General features: G+C 65.3%; 18 protein-coding genes. 7 read left to right on the top strand and 11 right to left on the bottom strand.

Annotation, left to right across the window (positions count from 1 at the left end):
* Positions 1-34: 34 nt before the first annotated feature.
* A complete protein-coding gene (locus tag IQ16_RS32670) occupies positions 35-3,631 on the bottom strand; it encodes an autotransporter outer membrane beta-barrel domain-containing protein (RefSeq protein WP_018643206.1) in 3,597 nt (1,198 codons plus the stop codon).
* 334 nt (positions 3,632-3,965) lie between these two features.
* Here IQ16_RS32670 and IQ16_RS32665 point away from each other — a divergent pair, with 334 nt between their 5' ends.
* The 7 genes from IQ16_RS32665 (at position 3,966) to IQ16_RS32635 (ending at position 12,303) form a co-directional block, all read left to right on the top strand.
* On the top strand, positions 3,966-4,652 hold the full coding sequence (locus IQ16_RS32665; RefSeq protein WP_026312030.1) for a hypothetical protein: 687 nt from the start codon (positions 3,966-3,968) through the stop codon (positions 4,650-4,652).
* Between the two features lie 210 nt (positions 4,653-4,862).
* Positions 4,863-6,416 (top strand): lipopolysaccharide biosynthesis protein, encoded by a 1,554-nt coding sequence (locus IQ16_RS32660; RefSeq protein WP_283812199.1) that lies wholly within the window; start codon positions 4,863-4,865, stop codon positions 6,414-6,416.
* A gap of 3 nt (positions 6,417-6,419) precedes the next feature.
* Positions 6,420-8,258 (top strand): asparagine synthase (glutamine-hydrolyzing), encoded by a 1,839-nt coding sequence (gene asnB / locus IQ16_RS32655; RefSeq protein ID WP_018643209.1) that lies wholly within the window; start codon positions 6,420-6,422, stop codon positions 8,256-8,258.
* A gap of 3 nt (positions 8,259-8,261) precedes the next feature.
* Positions 8,262-9,350: a glycosyltransferase family protein gene (locus IQ16_RS32650; protein ID WP_018643210.1), complete on the top strand. Its 1,089-nt coding sequence runs from the start codon at positions 8,262-8,264 to the stop codon at positions 9,348-9,350.
* 146 nt (positions 9,351-9,496) lie between these two features.
* Complete coding sequence (locus IQ16_RS32645) at positions 9,497-10,117, top strand: acyltransferase (protein WP_018643211.1); 621 nt, start codon at positions 9,497-9,499, stop codon at positions 10,115-10,117.
* Between the two features lie 67 nt (positions 10,118-10,184).
* Positions 10,185-11,117, top strand: coding sequence for an NAD-dependent epimerase/dehydratase family protein (locus IQ16_RS32640; protein WP_018643212.1), 933 nt, complete (start codon positions 10,185-10,187; stop codon positions 11,115-11,117).
* Positions 11,110-12,303: a glycosyltransferase family 4 protein gene (locus tag IQ16_RS32635; protein WP_018643213.1), complete on the top strand. Its 1,194-nt coding sequence runs from the start codon at positions 11,110-11,112 to the stop codon at positions 12,301-12,303. The genes IQ16_RS32640 and IQ16_RS32635 overlap by 8 nt, the downstream gene beginning before the upstream one ends.
* Here the strand turns inward: IQ16_RS32635 and IQ16_RS32630 are convergent.
* From IQ16_RS32630 to IQ16_RS32585, 10 genes are all read right to left on the bottom strand, one after another.
* Positions 12,300-13,643 carry a hypothetical protein gene (locus IQ16_RS32630; protein ID WP_018643214.1) on the bottom strand — a complete coding sequence of 448 codons (1,344 nt, stop codon included), beginning with the start codon at positions 13,641-13,643 and terminating at the stop codon, positions 12,300-12,302. The two genes, IQ16_RS32635 and IQ16_RS32630, sit on opposite strands and share 4 nt — an antisense overlap.
* Before the next feature lie 43 nt (positions 13,644-13,686).
* Positions 13,687-14,649, bottom strand: a complete 963-nt coding sequence (locus IQ16_RS32625) for a UDP-glucuronic acid decarboxylase family protein (protein ID WP_026312031.1) — start codon at positions 14,647-14,649, stop codon at positions 13,687-13,689.
* A gap of 161 nt (positions 14,650-14,810) precedes the next feature.
* The gene (locus tag IQ16_RS32620) at positions 14,811-15,560 is read right to left on the bottom strand and encodes a glycosyltransferase family 2 protein (protein ID WP_018643216.1); all 750 of its coding nucleotides are present in this window, start codon (positions 15,558-15,560) and stop codon (positions 14,811-14,813) included.
* Between the two features lie 11 nt (positions 15,561-15,571).
* On the bottom strand, positions 15,572-16,975 hold the full coding sequence (locus IQ16_RS32615) for a capsular polysaccharide export protein, LipB/KpsS family (protein WP_026312032.1): 1,404 nt from the start codon (positions 16,973-16,975) through the stop codon (positions 15,572-15,574).
* 3 nt (positions 16,976-16,978) lie between these two features.
* Positions 16,979-18,367, bottom strand: coding sequence for a surface carbohydrate biosynthesis protein (locus tag IQ16_RS32610; protein WP_018643217.1), 1,389 nt, complete (start codon positions 18,365-18,367; stop codon positions 16,979-16,981).
* A gap of 69 nt (positions 18,368-18,436) precedes the next feature.
* A complete protein-coding gene (locus tag IQ16_RS32605; protein ID WP_018643218.1) occupies positions 18,437-19,951 on the bottom strand; it encodes an MATE family efflux transporter in 1,515 nt (504 codons plus the stop codon).
* 13 nt (positions 19,952-19,964) lie between these two features.
* Positions 19,965-20,786: an SDR family oxidoreductase gene (locus IQ16_RS32600; RefSeq protein WP_018643219.1), complete on the bottom strand. Its 822-nt coding sequence runs from the start codon at positions 20,784-20,786 to the stop codon at positions 19,965-19,967.
* A gap of 13 nt (positions 20,787-20,799) precedes the next feature.
* Positions 20,800-21,501 (bottom strand): acylneuraminate cytidylyltransferase family protein, encoded by a 702-nt coding sequence (locus tag IQ16_RS32595; protein ID WP_018643220.1) that lies wholly within the window; start codon positions 21,499-21,501, stop codon positions 20,800-20,802.
* Positions 21,498-22,406 (bottom strand): Gfo/Idh/MocA family protein, encoded by a 909-nt coding sequence (locus tag IQ16_RS32590; RefSeq protein ID WP_018643221.1) that lies wholly within the window; start codon positions 22,404-22,406, stop codon positions 21,498-21,500. Before IQ16_RS32590 ends, IQ16_RS32595 begins: the two co-directional genes overlap by 4 nt.
* The gene (locus tag IQ16_RS32585) at positions 22,403-23,452 is read right to left on the bottom strand and encodes a nucleotidyltransferase family protein (RefSeq protein WP_018643222.1); all 1,050 of its coding nucleotides are present in this window, start codon (positions 23,450-23,452) and stop codon (positions 22,403-22,405) included. Before IQ16_RS32585 ends, IQ16_RS32590 begins: the two co-directional genes overlap by 4 nt.
* Between the last annotated feature and the right edge of the window lie 69 nt (positions 23,453-23,521).

Genomic DNA, 23,521 nt, shown 5'->3' with positions numbered 1-23,521 from the left:
AGAATCGTCGCGTCGGGCAGAGAGATGCGCCAGCTCACCAGCTGTACTTGAACACGCCCTTGCCGGCATAGCTGGTGACGTTGCCGGAGAATTCGCCGTCGAAGGTACCGGCGATCGAGAAGCCGCTCAGCCATTTCATCTCGGCGCTGGCGCTGACCAGTGCGGAATCGGCATCGACCCTGGCGCCGTTCACGACGAACGAGGTGCCCGGCAGGGTCTGGAACAGGGCGGTGACGGCGCGGCCCGGATTGTAGTCGTGCGCCCAGGCGGCGCGGCCGCGCAAGGTCAGCACGCCGTTCTGCATGGCATAGGACTTGTCGGTGCGCAGGCCGAGCTCGGAGCGGGTGTCGGTGAGGGATTGCGCGGCGTAGTTCAGAGCGAACAGGCTGCCGCCATTGAGGCTCGTTTCGGAATAGTTCGGCAGGTTGAAATTCGTCACCTGCGCCGCCGCATAGGGCGTGATGCCGATCATCGGCGTTGCGAAGCGGTAGCCGCCCTCGAAACGGGCCGAGAAGCTGTCGGCCTTGTAGCGGCCCTGGAGCTGGTCGGCGCCGGCGAGCGCCACGGTGCGGTTGGTGGTGACGTCATGCCAGCCATAGGCGAGGGCGGCCGCGACATAGGCCGGTCCGAAATTGTGCCGGCCATAGACGCCGGCCTGGAACAGGTCGGCCGAGCCCGAGCCCATCGCGTTCGCGACCGAGTAGTTCAGCCCGCCGCCGCCGAGCGCGAAGCCGACGAGGGTGTCGAGCGAAATCCTGTAATCGGCGCCGGCCGCGCCGCCCCAGACCCGTGCGGTCAGGTCCTGCGAGCCGACCGCAGGATTGCCGCCGACCTCGGCCGAGCCGCCATAGCCTGCCGACCAGACGCTCCAGCGGCTGCTCGGCTGCGAGGAGAGCAGCGGCGCCTTGGTCGCCATTGCATAGGCTTCGCGCTCGCGCGCATTGGCCGGACGCATCCTGGCGTAGGCGGTAGCGTCGTCGCTCTCGGCGAATTGCGCGACGCTGCCCGCCTTGGCGAAGCCGCCGGAGCGGCCGATGACCGTGGGGTCGAGCATCAGGTTCATGAACTGGCCGTCGGCGTTGATCGCGGCCTGGAGGATGCCGGTGCCGAGCTCGCCCGAGGCGGTGGTCAGCCCCGCCGGGCTCAGCGCGGCGAAGGCCGCGGGGATGCCGCCGGTCGTGTTGAAGAAGTTGGTCAGCGTGTTCGCAACGTTCTGCTGGTTGGCGTTGAGGCCGCCGCTCGGTGTGAAGTTGACGTTGACGTTGAGGAATACGTTGTTGGTGTCGTAGCTCAGCGTCGCGTTGAGCGTCGGCATGTTCGACAGGACGGTCGGATTGAAGGTGGTGTTGCCGAGGCCGCCGGCCGCGTTCAGGATCGTGTACTGCTTCTTGACCGTGCCCGAGGTGAAGTTCGCGCGCACCGTCGCGCCGCCGAGATCGGCGCTCCCGAACACGTTGGTATGGCTGGCATTGGTTGAGGAGACCTGCACCAGATAGGTCGAGGCGGCGGTGAAGATCAGGCTGCCGGTTACCGTCAGCCGGCCGAACGGGTCGGCTACGCTGCCCGGCGACAATGTGCCGCCGCTGACCTGGACGCCGGCGACCCCGCCGCTGCCGGTGAGCGTGCCGCCGGTGTTGACGGTGACCGGGCTGTTCACGATCAAGCCGTCGACCACCAGCGTGCCGCCATTCACCGTGGTGGCGCCGGTGTAGTTGCTGTTGCCGGACAGCGTTTGCGTTCCGCCGGCGATGGTCAGGCCGCCGCCGAAGCCGAAATCGTCGATGGTGCCAGAGAAGGTTCCGCTGGCGTTGGTGATGGTGAGCGTGTTGAAGCCGAGATTGACGGTGCCCGAGCCTGACAGCGCCTTGATCGAGGTGCCGCCGTTGAGCAAGCCCGTGATGTCGAAGACGCCGTTGGCGATGACGTTGCTCGAGGTCGCGATGCTGCCATTGAGGGCGCCGAAATCGATGAGATCGAGCTCGCCGCCGGCCGCGATGGTGGTGGTGCCGGTATAGGTGTTGGTACCGAACAGCTGCTGCGTCGCGCCGTTCGCGATCACGAGGTTGCCGCCGGTGCCGCCGCCGATGCCGCCGTCCTGGATCACGCCGCCATAGAAGCTGCCGTTGGTGATCGTCAGCGTCTTCGATCCCAGCGAGACGAAGCCGGCGGTGCTGGGGGAGAGAAGGCCGCCGACCGAAGCGCCTGAATTGGTCTGGGAAATATCGAGCGTGGCGCCGGCGCCGGCGAGGGCGACATAGAGCGAGCTTGCGATTGAGCCGGCGCCCTTCAGAGCCAGCGTCGCGCCCCCGTCGATCTGGGTGACGTTGGTGTAGGTGTTCACGCCCGAGAGCGTCTGAGTGCCGCTGCCGACTTCAAATCCGCCAGTGCCCTGGATGACGCCCGCGAATTCGGTCGAGCCGTTGCTGATGAACAGCCCGTGGGCGCCCATGTTGACGACGCCGCTCGAACTGCCGGCGAGCGTGGTGACGGCGATGATCGGGAACGAGGACGCAGTGACGTCGAATGTCCCATTCACCGTCACGACACTGGAGCTCGAGATGTTGCCGGCGCCGGATAATGCCAGCGTTCCGGCCGAGATCGTCGTCGGGCCGGTGTAGGTGTTGACGTTGGTCAGGGTCAGCGTGCCGGTGCCGACCTTGGTCAGGCCGCCGCCGGCGCCGGAGATCACGCCGTCGACCTGGGTCGAGGTGTTGAGGCTGCCGGTGGCGAGCGTGTTGGCGCCGAGCACGTAATTGCCCGCGCCTTCGATCGAGCCGGCCGTCATGCCGCCGCTGGTGAGGCCCGAAATATCGACGGTGCCGCCGCCATTGGTGATGAAGCGCGCGCTGCCGCCGGTCGCCGCGCCGCTGAAATTCGTCGTCGCGCCGTTGTTGGTGGTGATGGTGGCGCTGCCGGCGCTGGCGGAGCCGTCGAAATTCACCGTTCCGTCGTTGATGATGGACGAGGTGGCGGCGGTGGTGGCGTTGTGGAAGTTCAGCGTGGCCGACGCGGCATTGCTGATGGTGGCGCTGCCGGCCGAGGCGCTGGTGAAGAAATCGATCTGGCCGCCCGCGTTGTTGGTGATCTGGGCGCTGCCGGCATTGCTGGAATCCTCGAAGGTGAGGAAGCTGCCGTTGATGATGCTTGCCGTCCCCGCCGTGCTGTTCTGGAGGAACGAGACGGTGCCACCGGAGCTGTTCGTGATCGTCACGGCACCAGTTCCGCCGCTGGCGGTACTGCTGTTCTGGAACACCATATTGATGCCGTTGGACGTCGACACGAAGTTCTGCGTGTTGCCCGAATCGTTGATGATGCCGGTGCCGTTGACGATGAACGCATCGCCGATCGTGACCGTGTAGGCCTGCGCAGTGTTCGTGAACTGCACCGTGCCGATGACGACGACGCCGTTGAAGTTGTCGACGTTCGCGCTGCCGCTGCTGGTGAAGGTCGCAGTTCCGTCCGGCACGCTCGGATTCCAGTTGGCCGGATCCGTCCAGTCGGTGCTGGCGCCGGTCCAGATGGCGTCCACCGCGTGGGCGGCGACGACGCCGAGCGCGGTCGTGGCGAGCAGGGTCGCCAGCGAGTGGCGCGTCACCGACCGCAGCCGGTGTCCGATCCTCTTGCGCGCCATTTCCGGTACGAACATCGGTGCTCTCAAATCAAAAAACTCAAAGCAAACATGCAACTTGGCCGTGCAGCACGGCCCGCGCGCCATGATCTCATGGCCTTACATGGGCTCGCAATGAACGGGGGTTTGATAGTGCAGGGTTCCTGCCTGTTCCGGATGCAATTTCCGCGATCGTGGCTGTTGGGCAACATTTCCACGCGACGCAACAGGCGGGACCCGGATTGCTGCCTGTCCGCCGGAGTTTGGGCGGACACGAGGCGGTTGATGGGCGGGCCCATCGGGCCTAGTTTGGCTTGCGGAAGGGGACCTGCAAAGAAATTCTCTGCAAGGAAATTCAATGTCCGGGTGGCTTCGAGCGATGGGATTGGCTGCGCTGTGGGCGGTGCTGGGCAGTGCCGCGACCTGGGCTGCCACCTCCTCGCGCATCGACATCCTGCCCGACGATGCCGCGGGCAGTCCCGCCGAGAGCGTCGATGTCGGCGCGGTGAGGCCGATTGCGCGGCCGGTGCCGGCTGCGAGCAAACCGGTCCCCCGCGGCAACCCGCTGTGGTCGGTACCGCTCTCGGCCCTGACGGCAACCGAGGAGCGCCCGATCTTCTCGGCCTCGCGCCGGCCACCGCCGCGCGCGGTCGCCGGGTCTCCGGTCGAAGAGGTGCAAGCAGCCCCGCCGCCCAGGGCGGTCGAGGCGCCGCCACCGCTGCTGTTGGTGGGGGCCGTGGTGGGCGAGGGCGACGCCATCGCGATTCTGGTCAACCGCATCGACCAGAAGGTCGTGCGCCTGCGGCAGGGCGAATCGCTCGCCGGCTGGTCGCTGACGGAGGTTCAGGCGCGCGAGGTGACGTTCAAGCAGGGTGATCGCAGCGAGGTCCTGGCGCTCCAGCGCCCGGCGGATCCGGCAGCGGCCCCCGGGGCTCCCCCTGCGGATGTCGGCGGGAGGCCGACGATGCCGGGGACGACGGATACGTCGTTTGCGCCCATTGTGCCGCGTTCGACGCCGAAGAACGGCGAGTCGGATGGGCTCTGAGCGCCTGGTTGCGAGATCGGGAAGCCCAATTCCGTGATGCGGCCCGATGACTTGCCGTGCCCGAACGGGCCCGGCGCAGGCGGCCAGTTGTTACCTCCGCAGACTATCGACAATCCGTGCACTGACTGCTAGCCCGAATTCGCGCTGCTTGGGGGAACCCTGATTGACGAGGTGGCAAAGGCTTGGTGAGGGTACGGCCGGGTGGCTGGCATGACTTCGAGAAAAAGACCGCCCGATCTGCTGGGGAACTCCGCCTGGAATGCGATGGCCTTCCTGGTGGCCGTGGTGCTGAACCTGGCCATCCTGCCTTTCGTGATCGTTCACCTCGGCCTCGCTGCGTTCGGCGTGGCGGGTCTGGTCACCGCCTGCATTGCGCCGGCGCTGGTGTTCAGCAATGCGCTGGGACTTTCGACGGCGCGCGAACTCGCGCAGCGACTGGAGCCATCCGATCGTGACGATGCGCGACGCCTGTTCGCGACCGCGGTGATGCTCGCGATCGGCGCGGGCGGCCCGATCAGTGTTTTCTTTCTGGTTGCCGGGGCTCCCATTGCGCGTCTCGGATTTCATCTGGCCGGTCCGGCCGCTGGCGACCTCGGATGGGCCTTCGCACTGGCCGGCATCGGCTGGCTATGTCAGTGCGTGTCGGCGGTCTTCGTTGCCCTGTTTACCGCGCGTCAGGACTATCGCCGGATTGCCTCGGTCGGCATGGCGAGCACTGTGGTCTCGACTTTCTCGATGCTCCTGCTGATCCCCGTCTGGCCATATGCGTCGACGTTTCTTGGTTGCCAGGCGCTGGGATTTGCGACCGGCCTGCTGATTGCCGTGGCGTGGTCCCGCGGCGCAATCGGTCAGTGGCTGGCACCGCCGGCATTGCATCGCGATGCCTTCGCGAGGCTCGCCCGGTTCGGCATCTGGCAGGTGGCCGCACAGGGCGGGGCGCTGCTCGCGGGGCAGGCCGATCGATATCTGCTCGGCGCGCTGCTGCAACCACAGTTCGTCGGCTTCTATGGCGTGGCGCAGCGCCTGCAGGAGGCGACCTATATCGGCATCCTCAAGGTCGGTGAGATCCTGTTTCCGTTCTTCAGCACGCTGCAAAAAGAGAGCGAGGATCGCAAGGTCGATCTGCTGTTCCGATCGTCGTGGATATTGAATGTCCTTGCCGCAAGTGCCTTGGGCGCATTGATCCCCGTGGCCGGTCCGCTGCTGCATGTCTGGACCGGAGCGGAGGTCGCAGCCGAGGCCGCGCGGGTGCTCGTCGTCCTGTCGATTGCCGGTATCCTAGGATCGAGTGCGAACGTGTTCGGCTTCTATCTGCTGGCGCAGGGGCGCTCGCGCTCCAACGCGCTCATCGCGTTCATCACGGGTATCGTCACCCTCGGCACCAGTGCGATCGTATTGCCGCGCTTCGGATGGCAGGCCGCAGGCTGGAGCGCCTGCGCCGGCATGATCGCGCAGATGGCGACCATCGTCGTGCTGCTGCGCCGTAGTTTTGACATTTCCGGCATTTGGCCGCGCGTCATCCATTGCGTGTTGATGCCGCTCGGCATCGGGATCGCGACGGCGCTGGTGCTGCGCACCGCCCTCGACCGCGCACCGTTCCACCTTGCGCCGTCCTGGTGGTCGGTGGGACTCGTCGCGTCGGTGTCGGCTGCGATCATCTTTGTCGCCGAAGTTGCCGTGTCGCAGCTGGGACCGTATCGAAGGGCCTGCTTGCAGGACTTGCGGGCCATTGTCAGTCGCTTCGTGCCCCTGAAGGCCATCTAGGACATGTGTGGAATCGCTGGAATCGTCGATTTGCGCGGCAATGCGGTCGAGCCGGCCGACATCTCGCGGCTGACCAGCCTGATCGCGCATCGTGGTCCGTTTGGCGAAGGCACGTGGTTCAGCCCGGACCGGACTCTCGCATTCGGCCATCGTCGACTTGCGATCATCGATCCCGGCGAGGGCGGCTATCAGCCGATGCTGTCGGCGGACGGCCGTCACGTCATCGTTTTCAACGGCGAGATCTACAATTTTCTCGAGCTGCGCCGCGAGCTCGAGGCGCGGGGCGCGGTGTTCCGCAGCCAATCCGATACCGAAGTGATCCTCGCCGCCTGGGAGGCCTGGCGGGAAGACATGCTGCCGCGCTTCAACGGCATGTGGGCGCTGGCGATCTTCGATACGAGCACGCGCGAATTGTTCCTCGCGCGTGATCGCTTCGGCATCAAGCCGCTGCTCTATGCCATGTCGCCGGAGCGATTTGTCTTCGCCTCCGAGCAGCGGGCGCTGGTGCGGAGCGGATTGATCGATGCTTCCGTCGACCTGGAGGTGGCGCGGCGGCTGTTGCTCGACGCTTTCGGGATCGAGGGAAGCGACCGCTCCCTGTTTCGGCAGGTTCGCCGTCTGCAGGCCGGCCATTGCATGTGGCTGCGCCAGGGCAAGGTCAGCGTCAGACGCTGGTGGCGGACGATCGATCATCTGCCTTCGGTGCCGGCCACGGAATCCGAACGTGTGGCCCGCTTCCGCGAGCTGTTCCAGGACGCCGTGGCGCTGCGAATGCGCAGCGACGTGCCGATCGGGACCTGCCTGTCTGGAGGCTTCGACTCATCGGCGGTGATCTGCACCATGGCGGCGCATGAGCAGGCCGGAATGGGGCCGCGCGACAGCGCCGCGTGGCGTCACGCCTTCGTCGCGACGTTCCCGGGCGCATCGAATGACGAGCGGCCGATGGCCGAGGAGGCTGCCGCCTGGGCCAAGGTCGAGCCCACCTTCCTCGAAATCGGACAGGGCGATGCGTTGACGGACCTCGATCGGATTCTCGACGATCTCGACGACGTCTATATCGGGTTGCCCAGCGCGGCCTGGCTGATCTATCGGCAATTGCGGCAGAACGACGTGACGGTGTCACTCGACGGCCACGGGGCGGACGAGTTGATGGGGGCCTATTTGCAGGACGGCCAGGCGGCTGCGTTTCGAATCCGGAATGCCGCGGAAGACCTGGCCTCGCGATCGCCGCTGGCGCGCCGCTGCGTGGACCTCCTGCGCGTACTCTCCTTGAAGCGTCAGGGCGTCTATTTTCTGCGTGGCGGGCTGCGCGAACTTCCGGGCCTGCTTCCGCTGGTTGCCGAGGACGACGTGCTGCCGCGTGAATGGGGCGGCCTGAACCGCCGGCTCTACCGCATGTTTCACAGCACGGTGCTGCCCACGATCCTGCGCAACTTCGATCGTCTCTCGATGGCCCACGGCGTCGAGGTCCGTATGCCCTTCATGGACTGGCGCCTGGTGACCTACACGATGGCGCTTCCGGAAAGCAGCAAGTCGGCAGACGGCTACACCAAGGCTGTCGCCCGGCGGGCGATGGCCAACCTGATGCCGGAGTCGATCCGGATCGCGCGCCGCAAGGTCGGCTTCAATTCGCCGATGCCCGAATGGTTGAACGGACCTTTGGCCGGCTGGACGGCAGACCTGCTTGACCGCGAGGTGCCGGCGTTTGCCGAGCTGGTGGACGAGGCGGCCTTGCGCCGAGCGATCAGCCGATTGACGGCGTCAAAGACGTGGGATTGGGAGAGGGCCGGGCGGATCTGGCCGTATCTGAACATGAAATGGATGTTGGCAAGGTACGCCTGAGCGATGCGCCTGTTCCAAAATAGTGCCCTTTACCCGTCCTATCTGCCGCGGTTGAACCAGCTCGCGGCGAACACCCGAAGCTTCGCGGAGCGGCGGGACGTGTTCCTGCACGACCGCTTCGGTGCGTCGCATTTCCTCAAGCCGGTGCTCGACGGATCGCCGGAGACCTTCTTTACCAATGGCGACGACGAGATCCTGCAGCGGCGCTGGGCGCGCGAGCAGGGCATGCCGGGCGAGCCGTCGCTCGAGGCCATCCTGCTTGCGCAGATCGAGCATCACGCCGCCGAGATTTTCTACAATCTCGATCCCGTGCGATATCCGAGCGCGTTCGTCGCCAAGCTGCCGGGGTGCGTAAAGACGACGCTGTGCTGGCGCGCGGCGCCGTCGGGAAATGCCGATTTCACGGCCTATGGCGCCGTGCTTGGCAACTTTCCGTCGATCCTCGACTTATGGCGCGGCAAGGGATGCCGGGCCGAATTGTTCTTTCCGGCGCATGATCCCGCGATGGACGAGTATGCCCACGGCGAACGTCCGATCGACGTCGTCTTCGTCGGCGGTTATTCGCGGCATCATCGCGTGCGTGCCAGGACGCTGGAGCGGGTCGCACGCCTGGCCGACGACCACAACGTCGTGCTTTGTCTCGATGCATCGCGCCTGACCAGGCTCGCCGAAAGCGCGATCGGACGATTGCTGCCACTGGGACGGCACAGGCGTCCCGATGCCATCGCCGCTATCGCGAAACCCCCTGTGTTCGGAAGGGATCTCTACGAGCTGATCGGATCGTCGAAGATCGTGCTCAACGGTGCGATTGACATGGCCGGCACCGACCGCGGCAACATGCGTTGCTTCGAGGCGATGGGGTGCGGCGCCCTGCTTGTCTCCGACGCCGGCGGGTATCCGGACGGAATGCAGGAGGGCGTGACCATCGAGACCTACGCTACGCCGGAACAGGCCGCCGAAGTGATCTCACGAAGCCTACAGGACTGGCCCCGATCGGCCGAAATCGCCGCGCTGGGTCGAGGCCGCGTCCGTGACATTTACAGCAAAGACGTGCAATGGAGAGCGTTCAGTGACCTCGTCGGGCGCCTTTGACCGAGCCACGATTTTTGCCGCAGCGTCCATCCGATTGATTGAATGAATGTCCACTTCCTGATGCAGTAGAGGGGGAGCATGGCTCCGTCGGAGGTGTCAATTGAGAATCCGAACGCGTTCGGCCTTGCGGCGCAGAGGGTGAGCTGATGTCCATTCTTTCTACGCTCGCGCGCCGTTGTGCGCATGCTATCGATGGCCTCAACCTTCACTATATCGTCCGACGCCTGACGGGACGAGCGACCTGCCGCTTGCACCGGGAGGCATTCCTGGCGCATTCCGCGCGGATCTGGAACGCGTTCGGCGATAGCGACAGGATCGTCGTCGGCAGCCGCTCTCACATCAGGGGCGAGTTGATGGTCCTCGGGCACGGTGGCCGGATTACGATTGGTGAGTGGTGCTATGTCGGAGACGGTACGCGCATCTGGTCGGGAGCTTCGATCGAGATCGGAAACCGCGTCCTGATCTCGCATTCAGTGAACATATTCGATAATCTTTCGCATCCGATCCGTGCTGCCGAGCGGCACGAGCAGGCAAAGCAGATTTTCACCTTGGGTCACCCACGCAAGCTCTCGCTCGACGATCGTCCGATCAAGATTTGCGACGATGCGTGGATCGGCGCTTGTGCGATGGTGATGCGAGGCGTGACGATCGGTGAGGGTGGCATCGTTGCCGCGGGTGCCGTGGTCACCAAGGACGTTCCGGCATATTCCATCGTGGCTGGTAATCCCGCCACCATTGTTAGGGAGTTGTCGCCGGACGAGCGATAAGGAATAGCCATGACGACGAGGATTGTAATGTGCTCACAAGCCAACCGTCCGCAAGCCAGGTAGCGCCATGTCCATGTGGGTTACCGGCGCGAACGGGTTCATCGGCCGCCATCTCGTCCGCGAGCTGGCGGCCGGCGGGCATGCTGTCCATGGCGTTGGTCATGGAGCGCTCGATCCGGCCGATGCACGCGCGCTCGGCTTGCAGACCTGGATCAATGGCGAAGTCGACGCCGCCAATCTGAACGCGCTTGCCGCCGCGCACGGGTTGCCCTCGCATGTCTTCCACCTGGCCGGCGGGTCGTCCGTCGGACTGTCGATCGAGCGCCCGTTCGAGGACTTTTCGCGGACCGTGGCCAGCACGGCACGTTTGCTGGAATGGCTTCGAAGCTTTGCGCCCGAGACCCGGCTGATCGTGGTGTCGAGCGCTGCCGTCTACGGGGCCGATCACGCCGGGCCGATCCCCGAGAGCGCGGTGCTGACGCCGATGTCGCCCTACGGCCATCACAAGCTGATGATGGAGCAGCTGTGTCAAAGCTACGTCCAGAGCTTCGGCATACGCTGCGCCGTCGTGCGGCTGTTCTCGGTCTACGGTCCCAACCTTCGCAAGCAGCTGCTCTGGGATATCTGCTCGCGGCTGCGCAACGAGCAGCGCACGCTGAATCTCGGAGGAACAGGGGCCGAGATCAGGGACTGGACCGACGTTCGCGACGTCGTTCGCCTGCTGGCGCACGTCGCGGAGGGGACCTGGAAGGACGATTTTGACGTGATCAATGGCGGCTCCGGGCGCGGCGTAAGCGTCGCCGGCATTGCCGAAGGCCTGATCGGGCATTGGGGCAGCAAAACGGCCGTGCAGTTTTCCGGCGTCGGCCGGCCCGGCGATCCGACCAGCCTGCTGGCCGACAACGCGCGCGTGCTCGCCATGAACTTCGACTGGCGCATTCCGCTGGAGCGGGGGCTCGCCGACTACGTCGCATGGTTCAAGGGCCAAACTCGTGCCTGAGCTTGCGCCGCTGCGGATCGCATTCACCAACATTCCGCGCCGCCTGTGGGCGGGAGGCTACAACTATCAACGCAATTTGTTCGAGGCGCTCAACAGATACGCGCCGGGAGCGGTGACGCCCGTGCTGTTTGCCGGAACGGCTGACGAGCCTGAGGAGATTGCAGCGCTGGCGGGCATTCCCGCCGTCGAGGTCGTGCGCTCGCCGGTGTTCGATCACGCTGCGACCGGTCTTGCCCGTGCGACGAATCTTGCCCGCGCGATCGCCTTCGGTCTGGATGGACGCGCCGTCGCCGAATTCGAGCTGCGCAAGATCGACATGGTGTTCGAATCCGCGCGCTTCTTCGGCTGGCGCCTGCCGTTCCCCGCGATCGCCTGGTTCCCGGATTTCCAGCACCGCCTGCTCCCGCACCTTTTCTCCAAGAGTGCCTATTGGCGGCGCGATCTCGGCTTTCGGGTCCAGATCGCATCCGGCCGGCACATCATGGTGAGCAGCGCCAGCGCGCTTGCCGATCTCAAGAGGTTCTATCCCGGCTTGTCGAACGGCGTCTCCGTGGTCCGGTTTGCGACCGAGCCGCCAGCCGGCCTGCTGACCACGAATCCGTCCGACGTGATCGCAGGCTACGGCCTGCCGGCACGCTATTTCTATCTGCCGAACCAGTTCTGGCGGCACAAGAATCACCGGATCGTCGTCGATGCGCTTGATCTTTTGAAACGCCGCGGGCTGGACATCGTCGTCGCGGCCTCCGGAAATACGCAGGACTCCCGTGACCCCGATCTGTTCGAAACGACGATGAAGCAAGTCAGGTCGCGCGGTCTCGATGCGAATTTCAGGCATCTCGGAATGATTCCGCTGGATCACGTCTATGCCCTCCTGCGCGCGTCGATCGCTCTCATCAATCCTTCGGAATGTGAGGGGTGGAGCACGACGGTCGAGGAAGCCAAGTCGTTCGGCGTCCCGATGATCCTGTCCGATATCGACGTTCATCGCGAACAGACTGAGGGACGTGCGCGATATTTCGGCATCCACGACGCCGAGACGCTGGCCGATCACATGTCTGAGGTTGCGCAGGCGGCCGGGCCTGCGACCGTCCGTAATCTGTTGCCGAATCTCGAGCAGCGCGTCGAGGCGTTCGTTGCGGATTTCGTCCGGCTGACTCGGGATGCGATGGCGTCAGCGGCCCGCTAGCCGGCCTTGCCGGATCGGGAGCGCCCGCCGTCCGCGGAGCGTTCCTGCGCAAAGACACTCCGGGGCACCACATACCAGAGCAAGAAGAGAAGCGCGGCGCCGTGAGTGAGCAAGGCGACCGAGAGCGGCACGTTGAGCAGGGTTTGCGGCAGCACGCCGGCGGACATCAGGATGAAGCGGGGCGGCAGGCCCGCAGACGCACGGTTGCCGAGCGCCAGCACGAAGCCCGATGCGAGCGCGGTCAAAGGTGCGAGATAGATTCCGACGGACGCGATCCCTTCGGTCGCAAACAGCGAGGCATTCAATTTGCCGAGGTCGTAAGCGTCGTGCATCAGGATGGACAGCTGCACCTCGTAGGGGCAATGCATCAGCGGCTTGAGGACGGAGATCTGGCAGAACCAGGTCAGCGGGTGGCTCGAGAAGAAGTTGTTGTAGATGTCAAGCGCGCTGGATGCAGTCGCGATCATCCGGATGTTGACGATGTCGAAGTACCTGCCGGGGATGCTGTTGATGGCGGCGCCGGTCGCAACGATCACGACGAGGCCAACGAGCATCGGGACGAAGATCGATGCGATGGCTGCCGTTCTCGCCTCCAGAAGGCGCGAGAGCACAGCCAGGGCGATCAACCAGGCTGGCGTGAAGAAGGCGAACTTGGTCAGCGTGATGGGGTAGAACAACAGGAGCAGGATAAGCACCAGTGCGGCACGCCAGCGATGGCCGAGCAGCCAGTAGCAGGCGAAGGCGAACGGCAGCAATGTGCTGGAGACCCAGCCCGTCAGATATCGCACCGCGGCCGGAAATTCGAGCGATTCGCGATAGTCGTAGATGTGGTCGACCGAAACCAGGCGGAAATTGTAGGTCGCGGCCACGGCGATGGTGATCATCGAGACGGCCAGGATCAGCGTCAGCAGATGCTCGAAATGTGCGTTCGACAACACGAATGGCTGTCGGAGCGGCGCCCTGACGAATAGCACCGGCAACAGGAAGAGCACCAGCGCCAGCGCCGCCGAGATGCCCGCGGGGAGTTGCTCGTAACTGTAATACGAGAACACGTCGATCCAGAGAAAGCCCAGGATCATCGTGTAGAAATAGAACCCGACGAAATAGCCGAAGCTGAAGCGGGCGACGACGAACAGCAGTGAAACGACGGAGAAGCTGGCCGCAACGATGACCGCGATCCAGAGGCGCTCCACGCTGAAGCTGATATAGTACTGGAAGGTGGCGACCTTGATCAGCGACAGGCAGGTGAGGGCGCTGTGCAGCAGCACCAGAACCGTCAGCGCAGTTTTCGAGTCCAGCCGTGACCGGAGGTCGCTGATCATCCTGGACGGTACGCTCATGGCGGACAGGCTCGCTGCAGACGAGGGGGAGTTGCGAGCGGGCTCAGGCCATTTCCAGCGAGTGCTTGAAATAGGCGATGGTCTCCTTCAAGCCGTCCTCGAGCGCCACCTTCGGCTCCCAGTTCAGAGCGGCCTTCGCCTTGGTGAGATCGGGCTGGCGCTGGCGCGGATCGTCCTGCGGCAACGGCTTGAACTCCAGCCTGGAGCGCGATCCCGTGAGCTCGATGACCTTCTCGGCGAGTTCGCGGATGGTGAACTCGGAATTGTTGCCGATGTTGATCGGGCCGGTGATGTCTTCGTTCGTCAGCATCAGCCGCATGATCGCCTCGACGAGATCGTCGACATAGCAGAACGAACGGGTCTGCCCGCCGTCGCCGAACACGCTGATCGGCTCGCCCTTCAGCGCCTGGACGATGAAGGACGACACCACGCGGCCGTCATTGGGCTGCATGCGCGGGCCGTAGGTGTTGAAGATGCGCGCGACCTTGATCGGCAGGCCGTGCTGGCGCCAATAGTCGAAGAACAGCGTCTCGGCGCAGCGCTTGCCCTCGTCGTAGCAGGAGCGGATGCCGATCGGATTGACGTTGCCCCAGTAATCCTCGGTCTGGGGATGGATCAGCGGATCGCCGTAGACCTCGCTGGTCGAGGCCTGGAAGATGCGCGCCTTCAGCCGCTTGGCGAGGCCCAGCATGTTGATGGCGCCGTGCACCGAGGTCTTGGTGGTCTGCACGGGGTCGCGCTGGTAGTGGATCGGCGAGGCCGGGCAGGCCAGGTTGAAGATCGCGTCGACCTCGATGTAGAGCGGGAAGGTGACGTCGTGCCTGACCGCCTCGAACAGCGGATTTGCGATCAGATGGGCGATGTTGCGCCGGCTGCCGGTGAAATAATTGTCCGCCGACACCACCTCGGCGCCGGCATCGAGCAGTCGCTCGCAGATGTGCGATCCGATGAAGCCGGCGCCTCCGGTGACGAGGATGCGGCTGTTCTTGTAGCTTTCAAACGGCATGATCGGTTCCAGATTGTCCGCGGCGGGAGCGGGCTGAGTGGTATCGGCAACGGCCGGACTCGCCAATAGCCAAGTGGGCTTGGATACAGGTATTTGAATACCCCTACTGTGCATGGGGTTGTTTTCGCACTTTTTTCAGCCCTCGGTGACCGGCGATGCGCCTAGAACTCCCGCCGCTTCAGCCACGCCCGCGCCCCCCAATGGGCGAAGCACCAAGCCGATCGGACGAGGGAGAGGTGCTCGACGTTGCGGTAGATCTGCCAGACCCATTTGGCCGAGCGTACCGGGCGGCTGGAGACCGAGGAGCCCCTGACACGATAGCGGGCCAGGTCCTCATTGAGGCCATATGCGGTGTGGCCGCGCTTGAGGATCGAGAGCCATAGGCAGAAATCGTCATAGCCCTCGTTCTTCATTGCGATCGGGCCTGCGATCTCGCGGTCGACCATCGCGGTCAGCGTCGCGATCGCGGTGTTCTTCAGGAGCTGACCGTAAGTGAGCGAGGCCGGCACCTCGATCAGGCGTCCGGTGACCGTGTTGGTCTCGTTGATGCGGCGGAAGGCGGTGTAGCTGAGCGCAGCCTTCTTTTCCTTCGCGAAGGCGAGCTGCCGCTCGAGCTTCTCGGGCAGCCACAGATCGTCGCTGTCGAGGAAGGCGAGATAGCGGCCCTGCGCCCGGTCGATCGCAGCCTGGCGCGCCAGCGCCGGCCCGCCGTTCTTCGCCTGCCGGATCAGCTTGACGCGCGGATCGCGCGCGCCGATGTCGGCGATGATCTCAGGTGTCTTGTCGGTCGAGCAATCGTCGGCGATCAGGAGCTCCCAATCGGCAAAGCTCTGGCTCTGCACCGAGCGGATGGTCTCCTCGATCAGGCCTTCGACGTTCCAGGATGGGGTAATGATCGAGACGAGCGGCATGACGGGTCCGTTCAATTCGCGCGGGCGGGCTCGGCGATCGCGGCACGCAAGGTGGCCGCAAACGTATCGAGCAGCTTGGGATCGCCGATGTAGAGCTCGCCCGGATAAGACCTGCGCCAGGCCGCTTCGAAATAGGGCGCGCCTTTGGCGGGATCAAACGGCCCGGCGGAGAGCGCCTCGCGCAGCCGCGCAGGCACGTCCGCGAGACGGTCGACCGCGTAGACCAGCGGGCAGGAGCGGTAGAACGCATCGCCCATCACCACGACCGGCTTGCCGAGCAGCAGGGCCTCGGCGCCCGACTTGCTGTTGACGGAGATCACGGCGTCGGCGCGGTTGAGCACGGTGTAATTGTTGGTCTGCGGCGGCAGCAGCACCAAATTATCGAACCGGCGCGCCAGCTCGAACAGGCGGTCGGCCGAGATCGCGCCGATCTGGGCGGGGTGTTCCTTCACCACCAGCACATGCGAGTCCGGGATCGTGCGCAGCAGGAAGTCGACGGTCGCGACCTGGTCGAGATAGTCGGGCGAACGCAGCGTCAGCGCCATGTCGGCCGGGACGTGGAACGGATAGTAGACGAAGGGCGCCTCGGGGATCGGCTTGTAGAGCTTGCGCAGCCGCGTTGCGTTGAGCGCCATCGCGGCGTGCACGCGGGCGTGGCGCAGATTGTGCCCGAACTCCTGGTGCTTGCCGAGCGCGAACTGGTCCCACAGCTTTTCGGTGAGGCGGCGGGCGTTGCGCAGGTTCACGACCTTCTTGAAGGCCGCCGAATAATGATGCTGGTCCTTCTTGGGGATGACGATCGCCCGCTGCGTCAGCGTGTCGTCGAGATAAGCCCGCACCTCCGGTGACACCGCGTCCGCCGGTGTCGGCATCACGTCGGGCGCACGAAGCGTGTCGGGCGTGAAGTACATGCGGCCGCGAAAGAACGACGGCTCGATGAACCAGTTGCGGATGTTGCGGCGCCTGGCGCCGTAGAAGCTCGCGATCACCGAGAGAAAGCCGCCGAGCTCCTGCACCAGCTCGACGCGCTCGCCTTGCCGCTCCAGCCGGTCGAGCACCGTCTCCATCGCATTGGCATAGATCATGAAGCGCCGGCGCAGCGCGGCGGTATCGCGGATGCCGAAGGTGAAACGCTCATGGCTGAACAGGAAATTGGTCCCGTCGAGGCCGTAGGCGACGACGCGCGCGTCGAACGCGCTGCGATCGTCGGGCGCGGGGCCGGTCTTGAGGCCCTCGCGGTACATGTTCGTGACAGGCACGCCCTCGGCCGCCGACATCTCGGCGCTGCGATCGTCGAAAGCGAGCAGCTCGACCTCATCGCCGGCTGCGCGCAGCCGTTGCGCGACCGGAATCCAGAACCGGGTCTGGTATTCGGCGAGCGTGGTGATGAGAATGGTTCTTGCAGATGTGGCCATGGTCTATCGGGCGGGTTCGATGGCAATGCTCGCGAGCGGCAAGCCTGTCGTCGCGCAGTGCGCGCGCGTTGCGGTGAATTGCGACGGGCTTGCACGGTCATGCGTTGCAATACGCTGCAGCAGCGTCCTGACGAAGACCGGCTCGATCCGCTTGTCGCGCCGGGCGGGGTTGAATCGGCTGCGCAGCCGTTCGGTGACGGCCGATCCGAGCACGGCGCTGGCTGCGCCCTTGACGATCTGGCCGATGCTCGGCTTGTCGCGCGTGCCCTTCACGGTCGCCAGCAGCGAGAGGTAAGGCCGGTGCGAACTGCCTGCAGCAGTCAGGACGTCGGCGACCCGTTCGGCGGCCTGTCCATCGTTGAGATGGAAGAAGGCCTCGATATGGGCGGCGTGAACACGCGCGAAATCGAAGGTCTCGGTCTCGCGCTCGATGTGGTCGATCGCGCCAAGCAGTTCGTCGAACGAAGCGACCGCGCGGCTCACGCGCGCGGGCAGTGCGGCGTGACCGGCGGTGACCGGTGTGTTCAGATATTCGAGCTGGAGCGGAAGCTTTCCGAGCAGCACGGATTCGACGGCGGTGCCGCAGTTGAGATGCACGACCGCGGCCGCGTTGCGGATGCGGTCGAGCACGCTGCCGGTGCCGTCGATCAGGACGTTGTCATGGCGCGCCAGCGCGTTGCGATAGACATCCTCGCTCTCGAAAGGATGCGGGCGCACGAGAATGGTGCGGTCGGGCCGCGCCGCGGCGAGCCGGTCGATCTCGGCGAGGTAGTTCGTGAAGACCTGCTTCAGGTCCGCGATGAAGCGGTCGACATAGGCGCCATCCCAGCCGGCCCGCACCATCGCCTCGCGCTCGCCGCCCGGCTTGCCGGTAAAGCGCGAATTGACCAACGGGAAATTGGCGTTGACGAGCACATAGCCGCGCGGCTCGCCGTCGAGCAGCGCGCGCCAGCGCGGCGCTGCGAAATCGAAGCGCGGGCATCCGGTGAGGTGAAGCTGCTCGGGCGTCATGGTTCCCGCCGCCACGAAGGCGTCGTGCAGCCGGCTGCCCCAGAAGAAATAGCCCGAGAGGATCTCGGCGTAGCCGCTGCCCTTGACGTGTGCGGCCATCGCCGGCGGCGAGTTGCCGCCCTTCTCGGCGAGCACGCCGCCTTCGGTGTCGAGCACGTAAAGCGCAAGGCCGGCCTTGGCGAAGCTACGCATCAGGTCGAGATTGACGGGGCGCGCATAGTTGACGACCAGCGCGTCGAGCCCGAGCCGTGGCACGTCGACGGCCTGCTCGTACATCGGCACCAGTACGACCGAGACGCCGCGCCGCGCAAGTTGATAGCCGAGCATGACTGCACCCGGCAGGTCACGCTTGGGGTGATCGACCACCAGGCCTATGCGCACCGTTTACGTCTCCTCGTGTCAACCAAGGCGGTCATCGATCTCCCGAACATGTCGGTGCAGGTTAACAAGCTAGGTCGACGCCCAGCCGAAGCGATGGCCCAGTTCCGCGAAGATCGCCCGCTGGCGGTCTTCCAGAACGAGAAAATACTGAATGGCCCAGCTCGCCATGCAGAACGAGGCGATCGCAAGCCCGAGTCCCCAGAAGCCGTCGATCGCCAAATGGTCTGCAAGCTCGAGGAGCAGCAGGCCCAAGACCACGAGAATGACAGCCTGGGCGAGAAGTGCTCTAAGGAGGCGGTAGGAGTCAAGCTGCAACCCGCGGCTCACGGCCGCGATCTGCAACGGCAGAATGACGGCGTTCCCAACTACCTGGCCAAGGATCAGCGCTCGTTCGTCGAACAGGTGCAGCGTCGCAACCGCCACCGCGGCCCACACCGCCAATTGATAGATCATGAGCCGATTCAGGCGCGACTGCACGTCCGTGCGGGTCAGGAACATGACGTTGCCGAAGGCGAGGTACTGAGCGCAGATCGGAACCACGAAGCCCAGGCCCATCCAGAACGCGTAGGGAGCCATCTGCGGTCCAATCCATACCTGCATGATCTCGCGCGACAGCATGGCGGCCGCCATCAGCGGCGGTACCGTGAACATGGGCAGGATGATGAGGCCGAATTCACCGAGGCGCTGGAACGCTGCAGCATTGCCGCGTTCGTCCAGGCGGCTTGCCACCGGCAGCAAGGCGGACGTCAGGAGACCGACGACGACCTTTGACACCCGGGGCAGCCGGACCAGCGTATCGTACACCCCGACACCCTTGGGCCCGAACAAGAGGCCGACCAGGAAAGGCTGAATCGGCAGCGCCAAGCCGCCCGTCAGCTTGCCCTGCGCGAACAGCGCGCAGCGGTGGAACAGCTCGCGCCGGATCGGCGCGTCCCACATCGCGAGCCTGACCTTGCGCACGACCGCGACGAAGGCCGCGGTGAACACCAGGCATGCGCGCATCAAGGTGCTGGCGAGATAGATATAGGCCACCAGCTCGAACGAGGCTGCGGAGTTGGCCGCCCAGATCGTACAGGCAACATAGACGATCGTGGAGGTCACCTCGGCCAGCCGCAGGACATTGTAGCGCTCAAAGCCCTTGACGATGCCTTCCCAGACGAGCGCGGGGATCAGCACCAGGTTGGCAAGCGCGGTGTAGCGCAAGATTTGCGCAAACCTGTCGGCGTGCGCGGTATCGACGCGGAGTGCGATGGTCAGATAGGGCGCGCTGATCCAGATCGTGACTGCGAGCAGCCCTGCGAGAACAGCGGCCATCACGGTGAGAAGCGCGAGTTGCTGGCCCGCAACGCGCCAATTGCGATGCTCGCGCGCGCGTGCGACCGCTTGCGTCGTGACTTCGGAGAGGCCGAGGTCGAGCAGCCCCATCATGCCGCTCGGCAGCAGGATGCGGGCCAGCACGATGAGGCCGAATTCGGTTACGCCCCAGGTGCGGATGATGACCGGAATGACAATCAGGCCGAGCACGGCCGCTATTCCGAACGCCGCGCTGGAAATCACCGTGTTTCGGATCAACTGCTTCAACATGGCATGGCCCGGCTCACCACGCGCTCAGCCCGCCATCGACCGCGATGTTCTGGCCGGTCACGTAGGACGCCGCGTCGGACACCAGGAACAGCATTGTGCCCACCATCTCGTCGGCACGGGCCATGCGGCCGAGCGGAATGCGGGCGCCGTAGCGCTGCTTGAAGGTCTCGTTCTGTCCGCTCTCGACGCCGCCCGGGGTCAGCGTGTTGACGCGAACGCCTTTCGCCGCCCAGTAGGTCGCGAGGTGCTTGGTGAGGCCGATGACCCCGGCCTTGGACGCGGTGTAGACCGCAGGCGTGTTGATGGCGCGGCCGAGATATTCGGAGCCTTCGTAGATGCGCTGGTCCGGGGCCATCAGTCCGTAGATCGAAGCGGTCTGCACGATGGCGCCATAGCCGCGCTCGGCCATCCGGCCGCCGAACACCTGGGCGACGTTGAACATGCCGTCGAGATTGACCGCCATGATCTCCCGCCAGGTGTCCTGCGCGAATGTCTCGACGGGTGCAAAGAAAGCGTCGAGGTCGCGCGCCTTGCTCGCGGCGTTGTTGAGCAGGATCGAAACGGGTCCGAGGTCGGCTTCGAGCGCCTCAGCCGTGGCGCGCACGGCGGAGGGCTGGGTGATGTCGCAGCCATAGCCCTTGGCGCGGATGGAGTGGCGCGAGGCGAGGTCGGCGGCCGCCGCATCGGTCGCGGCCTGATCGAGATCCACGATCGCGACATTGGCGCCGAACTCGGCAAGGCCTTCGGCGAAGCGACGTCCGAGAATGCCGCATCCGCCGGTCACCACGGCGGTGCGGCCGGTCAGATCGAACAGAGCCTTGAAGCTCGTGGTCATTGCTAAAGCCCCCTCAGGCGTTCAGTCGTTGGCGCAGCAGCAGTTCCACCAACGCGAAATCGAGATCGGAGTCGATATCGATCGAGCGCTCTTCCGGCATCTCGAACAGCCGTGTGTCCGGATAGAAGACCGCGGGCTGCTCCAGGAACGGCGCGACGCGCCAGACATAGATCGACGCGTTCATGTCGAAGCAGCGCGGCGCATCCTGCCGTCGCGTGATCGGCGGATTGGCGGATTTGGAGAGGCCGACGCTGCCGTCGGTGCGCTGCTCGACCAGGTTGAAATAAGGCGAGCGGCGTGCCGGCGCCCCTGTGATGACGTTGCGGGCGCCGCTCTCGCGCAGCAGCGCCACCGCGCCGGTGATGTCGGAGGCGAGCCGGAGTGGAGAGGTGACGTCGAGATCGACGAAGATTTCCGGGGCCTTGCCGGTTTGCGCGATGGCCCGCTCGAGGCAATGGCGGATCGCGGGCAGCTTCGGCGCGGTATCGGTCGCCATCTCGTCGGGACGCTTGACCGCGATGTCGGCGCCGGCCTTCAGCGCCGCTTCGAGCAGCGCGTCCGAATCGCTGCTGAACGCGATCGCATCGAACAGGCCGGTCTCGCGCGCCTGCGCGATGCTCCAGGCGAGCACGGGCTTGCCGAGGAGATCGCGCGCATTCTTGCCGACGACCCCCTTCGAGCCGCCTCGCGCGCAGATGGTGCAGACGAGGCTCATGGCGATACCCAGGTCTTGCTGCGCAGCGCGCGCTCGCTGGCGTCGATCAAATGCACGACGCCGAGTGCCTCGGGCAGGGAGCAGGCCGGGCGCGCGCCCCGCATCGCCGCGACATGCATGTCGCGATAGCTCTGGTCGCGCTCGCTGGCGATGTCCGTTGCCTTGCCGTTGACGATCAGGCGGCTGCCGACGAGATCGGCCTCGATGGTGTCATCGTCGACATTGACGCGGATGCGGCGGATGCCCTGGCGGTCGAGATAATCCATGTGGACGTGCACCGACGGCGCCCGCTGCATGTCGAGCAGCAGGTCGAGATGGTCGTCGACGTCGATGTCGCGCGCGCCGGACGCGCCGCCGAGCGCTGCGACGCGGTGCCATGGCCCGAACAGCCACAGCAGATAATCCAGCTCGTGGCTGAGATCCCTGAGGACGCCGCCGCCGGCGTCCGTTGTCGCAGATGCGGTGGTGCGATGGTCGCGGCCGGGCCGCCAGTCCCTGATGTCCTGCCCGACATAGGCGGCGACCGTGATCGCCTCGCGCCCGCGCAGTTGCTCGACCAGGGCCGTCATGACCGGATGGAAGCGCAGATTGTACCCGACGCAGACATGGGCGAACGGATATTTCGGCGGCGGCGCCGCCGTCGCGAACAGCGGCTTCTCGACCAGGACCGCGCCGCGGAAGCCGGCCTGCGCGAGCGCCTGCAGGTCGTCGGCATGGCGTGCGGTTTCGGTGGCAATCACCGCGTAATCCGGATGCGCGCCGGCGACGGCCTCTCCGATCGACCCATAGTCGCCGCCCTCTCGGCGGCTCACCGTCGCGACCTCGAGGCCGAGCTCGCGCAGGATCCGCGCATGCCTTGTACCGATCGAGCCGAGGCCGATCACGACGGCTTTTGTCGAGGTCACGGGAAGACCTCATGAAACTCCGCATGGGCCTGCTCGAAATCCTCCAGGCGGCCGATGTCGAGCCAGTATTCGCGGATCGGATAGACCGCGACACGTCCCTCGCCGGCGATCACGCGCTCCAGCACGGTCGGCATATCGATCCTGACGCCGGGCGTGACATGGCGGAAGACGGAGCTTCCAATCACATAGATGCCGGCGCTGACGAACCAGCTTTCGGTCGGCTTCTCGCGAATGGTCTGGAGGAAACCTTCCGACGTGGAAACCACGCCGTAGGGGACGTGCACCTTGTGCTCGCGGACGGCCATCGTCGCTTCCGCCGGCGTTCCGTTGTGGAAGTCGAGAAGCGCGCCGTAGTTGATCGTGGTGAGGATGTCGCCGTTGGTGACGATCATCGGCAGATCCGGCGGCGTCGGAAACAGCCCGAGCGCGCCGGCCGTGCCCAGGCGTTCGGTCTCGTGCACGTACTGGATATTGGCGCCGAAGGCGGCGCCGTCGCCGAAGTGACCCTTGATCGTCTCGGCCTTGTAGTTGACCGAGATGTAGATATTGGAAAAACCCTGCTGGACCACGTTGCGGACGATCGTCTCGAGCAGGGGCTTGCCGCCGACATTGAGCATGGGCTTGGGCAGGTCGCGCGTCAGCGCCCCCAGGCGCTCGCCGAGCCCGCCCGCCATGATCAGGACCGGATTGGCATAATGGCGCGGCTCGAGCAGCTCGTCGAGCGTCTCGACCACGACCAGATGGCCGCCCTCGTCGACAAGCGGGAGCTGCTTGATCGACTTGTGCCGCATCAGATGCAGGCGGTCGTCGCGGGACAACGTCGCCGGAGCCGACACCGGCGTGCGGTTCATGATGTCGGTGGCAAGCCCGGTGAGCGGGATGCCGCGCAGAAGCCCGCGCCTGACGTCGCCGTCGGTGACCACGCCGAGCAGGCGGTTCTTGTCGTCGAGCACGAGCGCAATCTGGATGCTTCCGCTCTCGATCGCGGCAATGGCCTCGCCCACGGTCGCCTGCGTTCCAACGACGGCCTTACGCCAGGATTTCATGGCAATCTGCCTCGTATACGCCAGATATTGGGGGCCGCCCGCGGCTGAGCCTGCTATATCGCGGCTGCG

Source organism: Bradyrhizobium huanghuaihaiense (assembly GCF_007830635.1).
In the GTDB taxonomy this organism is placed as follows: domain Bacteria; phylum Pseudomonadota; class Alphaproteobacteria; order Rhizobiales; family Xanthobacteraceae; genus Bradyrhizobium; species Bradyrhizobium huanghuaihaiense.
This window is presented reverse-complemented; position numbering and strand designations above follow the sequence as displayed.